This is a genomic window from Rhodococcus sp. IEGM 1370, assembly GCF_033142325.1.
Lineage (GTDB): Bacteria > Actinomycetota > Actinomycetes > Mycobacteriales > Mycobacteriaceae > Rhodococcoides.
The window spans coordinates 527,898-542,566 of record NZ_JAWLRY010000001.1 but is presented as its reverse complement, the minus strand read 5'-3'; the positions used below and the strand labels follow the sequence as shown (position 1 = coordinate 542,566).

Genomic DNA, 14,669 nt, shown 5'->3' with positions numbered 1-14,669 from the left:
AGTGCCTCGAACTCGAGTTCACGCTCACCGCTCGCCAGACGGCTCAGATCCACCTCGCGCCACGGCACCTCGACATCGTCGAGAACCAACTGCACCGACGTGCCGTCGGCATTCTGCACGAAGGCGGTCCGCAAGTTCTCGTACCGGTCGAGAAGTGCCTGAGCGGCACCGCGAAGCCGCCCGCTGTCGACAGTGCCGGTCAGCTTCAGTTGCACCCGCATCGTGTAGACGTCGACTGTCGCCTGTGCGATGAGAGCGTGGAACAGCAGTCCGGACTGCAGCGGAGCAAGCGGCCACACATCGGCCACACCGGTGAAATCGCGCTCCCACACATCGAGATCGTGTTGCGACACCGACACCAACGGCACGTCCGACGGGGTGAGACCGCCTGCACCCTCGACTGCGACGTGCTCGGCGGCAGCGCCGAGCGCAGCCGTCCAGAGATCGGCCAATTCGACTACGCTCTCCCGCGTCAACAGACCCTGGGGGTAGGTGAAACTGGCGGTGAGTCGCGGTCCGTCGTCGGTATCGACCACCGCGCAGTTCACGTCGACGACAGCATTGGCAGGCATGTCGGCGTCACCGGCAGCCCCGATGTCGGCCAACACGGTCGACGGAAGCCATGCGCCACCGGTGAGCTCCTCCGAGATGCCGGCGGTCGTGACGCGTCCCAGGTAATTGAAGCTCAGCTGCGGCGTGTTCGAAGCCGCCTGGAGAACCTTGGCGGTTTCACCGTTGAGGTACCGAAGAAGTCCGTAGCCCATGCCTTTGTCGGGAACGGCGAGCAGTTGTTCCTTGACCGCCTTGACGGCAGAGCCCATCGCAGGCCCGGCAGCGAATGCTTCTCGTAGATCTATGCCGCGGAGGTCGACTCGGACCGGGAATGCGCTGGTGAACCAGCCGACCGTACGAGCGAGATCGGCACCGGGGACCATGCCTTCCTCGCGACCGTGGCCTTCCAGCTTGATCAACGACTCGTCGAACTCGGTGCCTCTGCGTGATCGCCACTGGGCCAGCGCCAAGGTCAGAGCTGCGAGCAATCCATCGTTGACCCCGCCGTTGAACGCGCTGGGAAGCCCGGTGAGCACGGCGTCGGTGATCTCGCCGGACAGTTCCACGTCCACTCGGTCGGTAGTGGACAACGTATCGATGGACGGGTCGAACCGTCGCGACCCCAGCTGCGGGTCGCTTCCTGCGAGCGTGTCGATCCACCGGTCGACCTCGGCTTCTCGTGCGGGATCGTGCGCGGCGTCCACGAGTCCGTGAGCCCACCGCCGCATCGAGGTACCGATCGGCTCGAGTGAGATCGGTTGCTCGGCCGATCCCTGCGCCCAGGCAACAGCCAAGTCGGGCAACAGAATTCGCCACGAGACACCATCGACTACGAAGTGATGGGCGACGATGAGCAGTATTCCGGGCCTTGCCGCCCCCGAAGTGGAGTCGGCACGAGCGGAGTCGGCACGCTCGAAATCGAACCAGACGAACTCGAGCATCCTGCCCGATTCGGGATCGAGTCGGCCCTTCGCCTTGTCCAGCTCGTGCTCCGCGCGGGTCCGGAGCGAGGCGTCGTCGATTGCGCTGTCCAGGAGGACCCGAACCACCATGTTCTCGATGTCGTCGGTTCCGGTGTCACGGACGCGGAAGGTCCACTCCCCGCCCTCGGCATGTTCGACGACGGAGCGGAGAACGTCGTGATGATCGATGACCGCGCCGATGGTCCGCATGAGCAACCCGTGGCCGATTCCGATCGGCAGCACGACCGCAACGGACTGCGCGAATCGAGCAAATCCACCCGGCGCTTCGACGATCGACTTCATGATCGGAGTGAGTGCGAGCGGACCGATCCCGCCCCCGGGTAGCTCCTCGAGAACCTGCCGTTCCTCGGTGTCACCGAGCACGGCAGCGACCTCGGCCAGGCCTGCCACCGACTTGCGCTCGAAGACGTCACGGGGCGTGAACGAGATACCCCTCGCCCGGGCACGCGAGACCAACTGAATGGAGACGATGCTGTCGCCGCCGAGCGCGAAGAACGACTCGTCGATGCTGACTCGTTCCATGTTCAATACGTCGGCGAACACCTCGGCGATGATCGTTTCGATCTCGTTGCTCGCTCCGCGGAACTGCTGCTCCGTGAACACCGGTTCCGGCAGCGCAGCACGATCGAGCTTTCCGACCGGGGTGAGTGGAACCGAATCCAGCACGATGATCGACGCGGGCACCATATGGCTCGGCAACGACCGTGCAACGAATTCGGTCAGTTGATCGACATCGACCACCCCACCCTTGACCGGAAGCACATACGCCACCAGTCCCGTTGCCCCACTGGGGAGTTCCCGGCCGAGCGTCGCCGCGTAGGACACGCTCTCGTGCTGTACGAGCGCAGCATCGATTTCGCCCAGTTCGACACGGAATCCACGGACCTTGATCTGGAAATCCGAGCGTCCGACGAACTCGATGTTCACCGCTGCCGGGTCCATCGACACGGCGTCGGATCCGAAGGTCCACCGCACCACGTCGCCCGTTCGATACATACGAGTGCCGGGAGCACCGAACGGGTTCGATACGAATCGCGACGCTGTGAGGTCTTCCCTGGCGTGGTAGCCGCGCGCCAGCGCACCTCCCGCGAGATAGAGCTCACCCGCAGCGCCGACCGGCACCGGGTTGAGTCGACCGTCGAGAACGAGGGCGGACATTCCGTGGATCGGCCGGCCGACGGTGATCGGCATGCCCGGTCGGAGTTCGGCGAACGTCGAGATGATGGTCGTCTCGGTCGGACCGTAGCCGTTGAAGTATTTGCGTCCTGCCGCCCATCGAGCGAGCAGGTCCGGTGTGGTCACGTCGCCGCCGACCGACGCGACCTGCAGGGAATCCATACCCGCCGGATCCATCGTTCCGAGTACGGCAGGTGTGATGATCGTGTGAGTGACCTGCTCGGCCTGGATCAGTTCGGCGAGATCCTCGCCGCCGATGGTCGATGCGGGTACGACCACGAGGGTCGCACCCTCCGAGAACGCTGCCATCCACTCCAGCACCGACGGGTCGAAGCTCGGGGAACAAATGTGCAGGAACCTCGAGCTCGAGTTCAGGTGATAGAGATCTGCCGCGGCATCGAGTACGCCGCCGAGTCCGCTGTGCGTGACGAGGACGCCCTTGGGCTTTCCCGTCGAGCCGGAGGTGTAGATCATGTATGCCGGATGGTCCATCGCGGCAGGCGACGTTCTGTCCGCGTCCATGATGGGCGCGTCGGACCACTGGGCCACGCGCGTACGGAACTCCGGATCGTCGATCGTCAGCCAGTGGGTGCTGGTCGGTAGATCGTCCGCGTACCGAGCGGACGTGATCGCGAACAGGGCACCGGAGTCCCCGAGCATGTGCTCCACCCTGCTCAGGGGGTACGTCGGGTCGACAGGAAGATGTGCCGCACCGGATTTCGCGACCGCCCACACCGCGAGCACCATCTCGTAGGAACGCGGGAATGCCAGAGCAACGATCTCGCCCGGGCCTGCACCTCGCTGGATCAGCTCACGCGCCAGGCGCGTCGAGGCGGCGTCGAGTTCCCGGTACGTGATCGATTGCCCGTCGGCGCGAACTGCGACACCGTCCGGATTGATCTCGACCCCGCGCTGGAAGATCTCGGCCAGAGTGCCACCGTGGGTGACCTCGTCGCCGTGCACGTGTGTCAGCCAGTCGTATTCGAGGTCGTCGAGGATCGTCAGATCTCCGACCGGCCGTTCCGGCGTGGCGACCGCACCCTCGAGGATCCGAACGAATCGGCGTGCGAAAGCGTCGACCGTCGACGCGTCGAACAAGGACGTGGCGTACGTGAATTCGGCCGAGATACCTGTCTGTGCGCCGGTCGGATCCGTGTGCTCGGTCAGCACCAGCGACAGGTCGAATTTGGCCACCTCCACGTCGAACTCGACCGCCTCGACCTTCAGGCCCGGCAACTCGAAACCGGTCTCGGGAAGATTGAGGAACGACAAGGCAACCTGGAACAGAGGATGCCGGGCGGTGGAACGCTCCGGATTGAGGATCTCCACCAGTCGCTCGAACGGAACATCCGCGTGTCCGAACGCCTTGAGATCGCTCTCTCGATTGTGCTGCAGCAGATCCGTGAAGCCGGCATTGCCGTCCACGTTCGAGCGCAGAACGAGGGTGTTGACGAACATGCCGATCACGTCGTCGAGCTCGGCCTCGCCGCGGCCCGCAATCGGTGTGCCGATCGCAATGTCCGAGGTCCCGGACAGCCGCGCGAGAAGCACGGCAAGAGCCGTGTGCACCACCATGAACAGTGTGGTTCCGGTACGTCGAGCCAAGCCGACCAGCTCCGCGTGGAGCTCGGGCTCGATCCGGAATCGGCTGATTCCGCCGTCGAAGGACTGAACCATCGGCCGCGGGCGATCGAACGGCAGGACCAGTTCCTCGGGCAGTCCGGCCAGGGCACTCCGCCAGAACGCCGCCTGCGAGGAAATGAGCGAGTTCGGATCGGTCTCGTCACCGAGCACCTCGCGCTGCCACAGCGTGTAGTCCACGTACTGCACCGGAAGCGGTGCCCAGACCGGCGCTTCTCCCACTGCCCGTGCCGCGTACGCCACCACCACATCTCGCGTCAGTGGGCCCATGGACCAACCGTCGGCACTGATGTGATGCGCCACGAATACGAGCACGTACTCCTCGTCCGCCACCGCGAACAATTCCGCACGCAGCGGGACCTCGGTGGTGACGTCGAAACCCGAGGAAGCGAGGGAGAAGATTCGCGCGGACAGCTCGTCCTCGCTCACCGGGACCGGAGACAACACCGGAATCGCCGACGAGGTCGGCAGGATCACCTGTGCTGCAACACCATCGGTCTCGGGGTAGACGGTACGAAGCGATTCGTGACGGTCGAGTAGATCGCCGATCGCCGCCTGCAGAGCAGAGATGTCGAGATTCCCCGACAGCCGGATGGCGACGGGAAGGTTGTTGACCGCAGATTCGGTATCGAAGCGGTTGAGGAACCACATGCGCTGCTGCGCAAGGGAAAGCGGTATGGTGCCGGGCCTGGTGGCCGCCACCAACGGAACCCGCCTGTCACCGACGTGCGATTCGGCTCGTGCGGCCAATTCCTCGACGGTGGACGCCTCGAACAGAACTCGTACAGGAATACGTGCTCCGAGAGCCGACCCCACCCGCGCGACGATCTGCGTGGCGATGAGTGAGTTTCCGCCGAGCTCGAAGAAATCGTCGTCGAGACCGACGCGCGGCGCGCTCAGTACGTCGGCGAACACGCCCGCCACGATTTCCTCGACCGGCGTCCGGGGTGGACGGAAGGCGCGAGTCTCGAATACCGGTTCCGGCAACGCATTTCGGTCCAGCTTGCCCGATCCACCCAGCGGCAACTCGTCGAGAACAACGAAAGTCGACGGGACCATGTACGTCGGGAGAACGGTCGACACCGCATTCTGCAAGGCACCGGTATCCACCGAATGTCCGGCGGCTGCAACCACGTATCCGACCAGTCGATCCGACCGAACCACGACCACTGTCTGAGCGACCGAGCGGTGGCCGAGCAATGCGGCCTCGATCTCGCCCAGCTCGATCCGAAGGCCGCGCAGCTTGACCTGGAAATCCGAGCGCCCGAGATACTCGAGCTCACCCGACGCAGACCAGCGCACGAGGTCGCCGGTTCGATACATCCGGGAACCGTCCTCGAACGTGGACGCCACGAACCTCTCGGCCGTGAGATCGGCTCGCCCGAAGTAACCGCGCGCGACCTGCGCTCCTGTCAGATACAGCTCACCGGCGACCCCGATGGGAACCGGGCGCAGTCTCGCGTCGAGCACCAGGACGCGGGTGTTCCACACCGGCGAGCCCATGGGTGCGGACACGCCCGACACCCGTCGTCCGGGCACACCGGCCACCGGGCGGGCTGTTGCGTGGACGGCGAACTCGGTAGGTCCGTACAGGTTGTGAATTCGCGCGCCCGGCAGTGCCGCTGCAGCCGCATCGACCACGGACACCGGCAAAGCCTCGCCGGCCACCAAGACGTGACGAAGGCAGGCGCAACCGCCGTCTCCGATCGCCGTGACGAATGCCGACAGGACCGAGGGCACGAACGACGTTGCCGTGACACCTTCGGCTTCGACAACCGATACGAGGTACGCAGGGTCACGGTGGCCGTCGGGCTCGGCCACCACGAGCCGAGCCCCGGCGGCCAACGTCCCGAACAACTCCCACACCGACACGTCGAACGTGAAGGGAGTCTTCTGCAGGACGACGTCGTCGGAATCGAGGTCGTACTGATCCACGAGCCAGCTCACCTGATTGACGACCGACGCATGCGAGAGCGCCACACCCTTCGGTCGTCCCGTCGAACCCGACGTGAAGATCACGTACGCCACGTTGGCCGACCGCAGCGGACCACGCCGCTCTGCATCGGTGAGCGCACTCGACGGCAGAGAGCTCGACTCGAGATCCTCGATCGTCGACACCGTTGCCGCAGACGGTACGTCGAAGCCTTCGCGGACCGTCGTAATGACAACCGCAGGCTGCGCAGCCTCGAGAATGTAGTGGTTGCGCTCGACGGGCTGATCGGGGTCGACCGGAACGTAGCCTGCGCCGGAGCGAACCACGGCGTACAGAGCCACGATCATCTCGAGTGATCGACGCATGGCCACGGCGACGAGGGTGTCGGGGCCGACGCCCTGGGCAACGAGTCCGCGAGCCACGCGGTTGATCCGCGCGTCGAGTTCTCCGTACGTCACTGCTGCCCCGTCGAACACGACTGCGATCCGGTCGGGGCGTGCCGCTACCTGTGCATCGAAAGCGTCGAGCAACGTCGTTCCGGTGTCGAGGACATGGTCGGTCTTGTTCCACGTCTTGAGGATCAGACCGCGCTCGACGGCGTCGAAGAGCTCGATATCACCTACCTTGACGTTCGAGTCCTCCACCGCGGCGGCGAGTACGTACAGGAACCTGTCGGCGAACGACGACACCGTCGACTGGTCGAACAGTGCACTGGCGTAGATGAATTCGGCATTCAGGCCGTCCGCCTGACCGGTCGAGGTCAGCCGCTCCGTCAACGTGAGCTGCAGATCGAATTTGGCGACCTCGGCATCGAGGGCGACGCTGTCGACCGACAGTCCGGGCAGGTCGACGTGTGTCCGTGTGAGGTTCTCGAACGACAACATCACCTGGAAGAGTGGATGCCGAGCCTGCGAACGCGTGGGGTTGAGTACTTCCACGAGTCGCTCGAACGGTAGGTCGGCGTGACCGAACGCACCGAGGGACACCTCGCGGGCGCGCCCGATCTGCTCCGAGAAGGTTCGGTTCGGATCGATGTCGGTCCGCAGTACGAGCGTGTTGACGAACATCCCCACCACGTCGTCGAGCGCCGCATCACCTCGGCCTGCCACGGGAGTACCGATTGCGATGTCGTCGGTACCGGACAGCCGCGCCAGCAGTACCGCGAGGGCCGCGTGGACCACCATGAACAGTGACGCGTTGTGCCGGTGCGCCAGCGCCGACAGCTGCCGATGGACGTCGGCGGGAATCTCGAATCGAACCGACGCACCGTCGAACGACTGCCGGCTCGGACGCGCCCGGTCGGTGGGGAGATCGAGTTGGTCCGGAACCCCGGCGAGCATGTCGGCCCAGTAGTCGACCTGACTGCTGATCAGCGACGTCGGATCGTCCTCGGAGCCCAGAACCGATCGCTGCCACAGGCTGTAATCGGCGTACTGGACTGCTAGCGGCATCCATGCCGGGTGTTCCCAGGCAGTTCTGGCCGCGTACGCGATCATGATGTCTCGGGCCAGCGGCCCCATGGACCAACCATCGGCCGAAATGTGGTGCACCACCATGGCGATCACGTGCTCGCGGGAGCTGATCTGGAACAGGCGTGCCTGAATGGGCACGTTGACCGTCACGTCGAACGCGGTCGACGCAAGCGTGAACACCTGCCGCTGAATGTCGGCAGCGGTCGTCTCGATGGGCGTCAGGTTCGGCACCGTCTGAGCGGCATCCAGGATGCTCTGCTCCGGACCGTCCGCAGTATCCGGGTACACGGTACGCAACGACTCGTGGCGGTCGATGACGTCCATGATTGCCACCTGTAGCGCGGCAACGTCGAGTTCGCCGGTCAGCTTCAGTGCGAACGGAATGTTGTACGCCGCCGAACCGGTGTCGAAGCGGTTGAGGAACCACATGCGCTGCTGAGCCAGCGACAGCGGAATGCGCGCGGGTCTGACGGTGGAGACGAGCGCTATCCGCCCGCCCTCCCCCGCTGCCTGTTCGACCCGCACCGCGAGCAAGGCCACCGTCGATGCCTCGAAGAGCATCCGGACCGGGACGGCAGCGTCCAACGCGGCACCGAGCCGCGACACCACCTGCGTTGCGATCAGCGAGTTTCCGCCGAGCTCGAAGAAATCGTCGTCGAGACCGACACGATCGACTCCCAATACGTCGGCGAACACATCCGCGACGATTTCTTCGATGGGTGTTGTCGGAGCCCGGAATTCACGGACCTCGAACACCGGCGCGGGGAGAGCACGACGATCCAACTTGCCGTTCACCGTCAACGGGATCGCGTCGAGAACCACGAAGGCCGACGGCACCATATATTCCGGAAGGACTTCTGCCACACCGGATCGCAGCTCGTCGGTGTCGATCAGCCGCTGCCCGTCGGCTTCGGCGGAGACGACGTAGGCAACGAGGCGCACGGCACCGGGTACGTCCTCTCGGACGACGACCGCGGCCGCAGTGACGGACAGTGCAGCGGTGACAGCTGCCTCGATCTCGCCGAGTTCGATGCGGAAACCACGAATCTTGACCTGGTCGTCGGAGCGGCCGAGGTATTCGAGTTCGCCTGCGCTGTTCCACTGCGCAAGGTCACCGGTGCGGTAGAGCAACGTGCCGCGTTCGGACTCGGATGCGAACGGATCTGCGACGAAGCGTACGGCGGTCAGATCTTGACGGCCGAGGTACCCGCGCGCGAGTTGTCCACCGGCCACGTACATTTCACCGGGAACACCGACTGGAACCGGATGCAGGCGGGTATCGAGCACGAATACGCGCAGACCGGCAATGGGCTTGCCCACCACCGATGCTCGCGTCCGCACGGACGCGGTATCGAGTGCGCGGTAGGACACGTGCACGGTGGTCTCGGTGATGCCGTACATGTTGATCAACTGCGGCGCACGGTCTCCGTGCCGCTCGAACCACCCGGTGAGCCGACGCTGTTCGAGAGCTTCGCCGCCGAAGATCACGTAGCGCAGCGCGAGGTCGCTGCCCGCGGATGCTGCGGTGCGGTCGGCCTCGGACAGTTGATAGAACGCCGACGGAGTCTGGTTGAGCACCGTCACCCGCTCGTCGACCAGCAGTCGGTGGAATGCCTCCGGGGATCGGGACGTGAAGTAGTCGACGACAACCAACGTGCCGCCGTACAGCAACGGTCCCCACAACTCCCACACCGAGAAGTCGAATGCGTAGGAGTGGAACATGGTCCACACGTCCTCGGCACCGAAGCCGTAGACCGAATCGGTGTTGGCGAGCAGTCGAACCACGTTGCGATGCGGGATCATCACGCCCTTCGGGCGACCGGTCGAACCCGAGGTGTAGATGACGTAGGCGATGTTCTCGGGCCGCAGGGCGCGTGTTCGCTCGTCATCGGCGATGGGACCGTCGGGCACCGAGGACAGGTCGATCGTGTCCATGTCGAGCAATGCGACACCGGCACGCGACTGGACGTCCGACGGCAACTCGACCCGGTCTGCACCGGAGAACAACACGGTGGTCGGGCGGGCATCGTCGAGCATGTACTCGACTCTGTCGAGTGGGTAGCTCGGATCGACCGGCAGGTAACCGCCGCCTGCCTTGATCACCGCGACGAGAGCGACCACGAGCTCTGCCGACCTCGGCAGCGCGACAGCGACCAGGCTCTCGGGACCGACGCCGCCGGAGATCAGCGCGCGGGCGAGACGATTTGTGCGCGAACCGAATTCGGCATAGGTCATCGACGTGCCACCGAAGCGCACCGCGATACCGTCCGGGTTGCTGGCCCCCGCCGAGTCGAGCAGGTCGGCCAGCGTCGCTTCCTCGGAGACGCCGACACCCGAGGAGTTCCACTGCGACGCCACGCACTGGTACTCCGCCGCATCGACGATGACGACATCGCCGACCGGAACCGTCGGGTCGGCGACGACCGCGTCCAGAATGGCCAGGAATCTGCGAGCGAAACTCTCGATCAGTTCTTCGTCGAACAGATCTGTGGCGTACTCGAAGACCGCGCCGACGCCCGCGGGCACCCCGTCGTCGAGATGCTCCGTCAGCCACAGCTGTACATCGAATTTGGCTATGGGAACGTCGAATTCGGCGGCCACGGCACGCAAGTTACCGACCGTGAGTTCGCGAGACATGGCCGATTCCAGCGAGATCGCGACCTGAAACAGCGGGTGCCGGGCCGTCGAACGTACCGGGTTGAGGACCTCCACCAGGCGCTCGAACGGAACGTCGGCGTGCGCGAACGCCGACAGGTCGGTGTCGCGAACTCGTGCCAGGAGATCCTCGAACGACAACGCGGGATCGACCTCGGTGCGCAGCACCAGGGTGTTGACGAACATGCCGACCAGGTCGTCGAGCGCGGGTTCGCCGCGGCCCGCCACCGGTGCTCCGATGGCGATGTCGGTGGTGCCGCTGAGCCTGGCGAGCAGCAGCGCGTACGCCGACTGCATGACCATGAACAGCGAGGCGTTGTTCGACCGAGCAAGACTCGTCAGCGAGGCATGCAACGGTGCCGGAACATCGACGCGCAGCTTGCTGCCCGCGTTCGACGACACGGTCGGACGTGGCCTGCTCGACGGCAAGGTCAGCTGGTCCGGCAGATCCTCGAGAGTGGCTCTCCAGTAGGCGATTTCACGAGCGGCCAACGACAGCGGTTCGTTCTCGGGACCGAGTACCGCACGCTGCCACAGCGCATAGTCGGCGTATTGGACCTCGAGGGGCGTCCACTCGGGTGTGCGCCCTTTGACTCGGCTCGAGTACGCGACGAGGACATCGCGTGCCAGTGGGCCGAACGATGCTCCGTCGGCAGCGATGTGGTGCAGCACCATGGCGAGTTCGTGCTCGGTCGGAGAGATCTCGAAGAGGGCGATCCGGAACGGGGTGTCGATCGTGACGTCGAAGCCCTTGGCGACCAACTCGTGCAGGCGGTCGCCCAATTCGTGCCGTTCGACGCGAACCGGAAGGATCTTCGCGGGAGTTCTGGCCGCGGTGAGAACGACCTGTTCGGGTGAGCCGTCCACCTCGGGGTAGATCGTTCGCAGTGATTCGTGTCGTTCGACGACATCGGCGAACGCCGTCGACAGCGCGACCACGTCGAGAGGCCCGGTCAGGTGCACGCTGAACGGCAGGTTGTACACCGCAGTGGTCGGGTCGAAGCGGTTGAGGAACCACATGCGCTGCTGCGCCGGCGACAGCGGAATGCGCTCGGGCCGCTCGCGGGATTCGAGCACCGGCGTATCGGACGAGAGGCGAGCTGCCGATTCCGCACGAGCCGCCAGCGCACCGACGGTGGGCGCCTCGAACAACTCTCGGACACCGAGGCGCACTCCGAGAGCGCTGCCGACCCGCGTCACCAGTTGCGTGGCGATCAGCGAGTTGCCGCCGAGCTCGAAGAAGTCCTCGTCCAAGCCGACCTTGGAAGCGCCGAGCAGGTCCTCGTAGATTCCCGCGACGACGTATTCGGCCCGACTGTGCGGTGCGCGATACTTCTTGGCACTGCTGAACACCGGTTCCGGCAACGCTTTTCGGTCGAGCTTTCCGCTGGTGTTCAGCGGCAGCGCGTCCAGAACGACGACTGCGGCGGGCACCATGTACGAGGGCAGCGAGTGCCCGGCGAACTCGATCGCCTCGGCCGATTCGATGGCACTTCCCGGTGACGGGACGACGTAGGCGACCAACTGGTCGCCGGTGACCGTCTGCACCACCAACGTCACTGCCTGCGAGATGGATTCGTGGGAGAGCAGCACCGTTTCGATCTCACCGAGTTCGATGCGTTGTCCGCGGAACTTGACCTGGAAATCGGTACGACCGATGTAGTCCAGCACCCCGTCGGCACGCCAGCGCACCAGGTCGCCGGTGCGGTACATCCGCTCCCCACGGACTCCGAAGGGGTTGGCCACGAAGCGATCCGAGCTCAGATCGGGTCGCCCGACGTAGCCGCGCGCAAGCTGGACTCCGGCGAGATAGAGCTCACCCGACTCGCCGATCGGGGTTGGGCGCAGGCGACTGTCGAGGACGAACGCCTTGGTGTTCCATTCGGGGACGCCGATGGGCACGGACCGAGTGTCCGCAGCGCTACTGGGGTGGTAGGTGACCGAGACTGCGGCCTCGGTGGGGCCGTAGAGGTTGTGCAGTCCGGCTCGGCACAGTGAGCGGAATGCCGTCGCCGTCTCGACCGGCAGAGCCTCGCCGATGACGAACACGTGGCGCAGCGAACTGCACGTGTTCATCGGCGCGTTGGATACGAACACCGTCAGCATCGACGGCACGAAGTCGGTGACCGTGACGCGATGCTCGGCAATCTTGTTTGCCACGTAGACCGAGTCTCGATGGCCGTCGGGAGTCGCGAGCACCATGGTCGCACCGACCCGCAGAGGAAGGAAGAAACCCCAGAGCGAGACGTCGAACGTCGTTGCCGTCTTCTGCAGATAGACGTCGGACTCGTCCATCGGATACTCGGAGAGCATCCACTCCATCTGATTGTGGATTGCCGCATGCTCCACCGCGACACCCTTGGGCCGACCGGTGGAGCCGGACGTGTAGATCACGTAGGCGGTATTCGAAAGCCGTAGTGGTGCAGTGCGTTCGGCATCCCGGATCGGTGCCGACGATCGTGAGACGTCATCGAGGACGTCGACCGCTACCGTCTCGGTTCCGTCGGGCAGTGCAACGTCGTCCCGCGAGGAGATCAGCACGCACCGGGGCTGCGCGGAGTCCAGAATGTACGCCGTGCGCTCGGCTGGATGGTCGGGGTCGATGGGCACCCACGCACCACCGGCCGCCACGATGGCGTACATGCCCACAACCAGGTCGAACGAACGACGGATCGAGAGGCCGACGAGCGTCTCGGGGCCGACGCCCATGTCGATCAGGTGGCGAGCGAGCGTATTCACCCGGGCCGAGAGTTCGCCGTAGGTGAGCGCCTCGCCCTCGTACACCAGAGCCGTCGCGTCGGGATTCACCGCAACAGCAGCCTCGAACGCGGACAGCAACGTGACCGGTTCGGTCTCGTGCTCGGTGGCGTTCCACTCGGCGACGACCAGATCTCGTTCGGCACCGTCCGTCAGAGCCAGATTCCACACCGGATCAGTCGGTCCCGATGCCACGAACCGGCCGAGGAAGTCGACGAAGCGCTCGTGGTTTCGGCCCGACTGGTCGGGTCCGTACAGGTTGGGGTTGGACTCGAAGTCGATATGGGTCGTGGACCCGGCGACGCTGGTGTAGAGGTTGAGCCCGAAGTCCTCGATGAGGCCGGTCGAAAGGATGTTGATGCCGCCGACCATCGAACCGAGACGCACCTCGCCGAAGAACAGCATGATGTTGACCCAGGGACCGAAGAAGGATGCCTGACCGCTGGCTCCGCCCGCGTCGCGGCGGATGTCCTCGTGCCGGTACCGCTGGTGCCGCAGGGCTCCCGAGACCTCGGCGTTGACGCGCGCCAGCATGGTCTCGACAGTGGTGTCGCCGGCCACGTCCAAACGCAGGGGCACGACGTTGGACACCATGCCGCCGGAACGACGCAGCACCGCGGTGGTACGTGCGGTCACCGGCAGCGACAGCACGACGTCCTCACGTCCGGTCATCTGCGCGAGGTAGGTCGCGAACGCCGCGATGACGATGGTGGCCATCGTCGTGTCGGTCTCGGCGCGCAGGGCCTCGAGGTGTTCCATCGTCTCGGTGGACAGAGCTGTGGTGTCGATCTGACTCTTCGCGGCAGGCGCAGCCGTGTGCCCGGCGAGGGTGGTGACTCCGTCGATGCCGTCGATGCGTGACGCCCAGTACTCGCGGTCGGCCTCGAAACGGGTCGAATCGCGGTAGGCCATGTCGATGTCGTAGACCTTCGTCAGGTCCGAGGCAAGATTCTTCGTCGGCTCGACGCCCTCGACCGCCGCCGTGTACAGCTCCGCAGCGCGGTTCATGAACGTGACGGCACCGAAGCCGTCGAGTACCACGTGGTGCACTCGCTCGTACCAGAACCAGACGTCGTCCTCGATGCGCAGAACCGTGGCGGCGATCAGTCGATCCTCGAGAATGTCGATCGGCGCGCTGTAGTCGGCGTGCATCCACGCGAGCGCCGCGGACCGCGGGTCTTTCTCGTCGCGCAGATCCAGCAGGCCGAGCGAGTCGTCGAGGGTGGGATCGACGATCTGCCGGGGTTCGGCGTCGATCTCGGTGATGCGCACGAAACCGGATTGCAATTCCAGAGCGGCCTGGGAGGACGCGCGTCGAAGAAGCTCGACGTCGAGCTCGCCCCTCAACTCGACGTACTGGGCGATGTTCGCGGGAACCGAGGGATCGACGTGTTGCGCGAACCACATTCCCAACTGGGCCGACGACAGGGGGAACGACGAGTGCTGCGGGCCGACCCTCTCGTTGCCGTCTCCGACATCTCCAACAGCTAGCGGGTCCAA

The 14,669-nt window shown here is 65.1% G+C and carries 1 protein-coding gene (only partly in view); it reads right to left on the bottom strand.

The window, feature by feature from the left end:
- Positions 1-14,669, bottom strand: the start of a protein-coding gene (locus tag R4P47_RS02590) for a non-ribosomal peptide synthase/polyketide synthase (protein WP_317784015.1). The gene continues 15,529 nt to the left of window position 1, outside the view; only the first 14,669 of its 30,198 coding nucleotides appear in the window; its start codon is at positions 14,667-14,669; its stop codon lies off the left edge, out of view.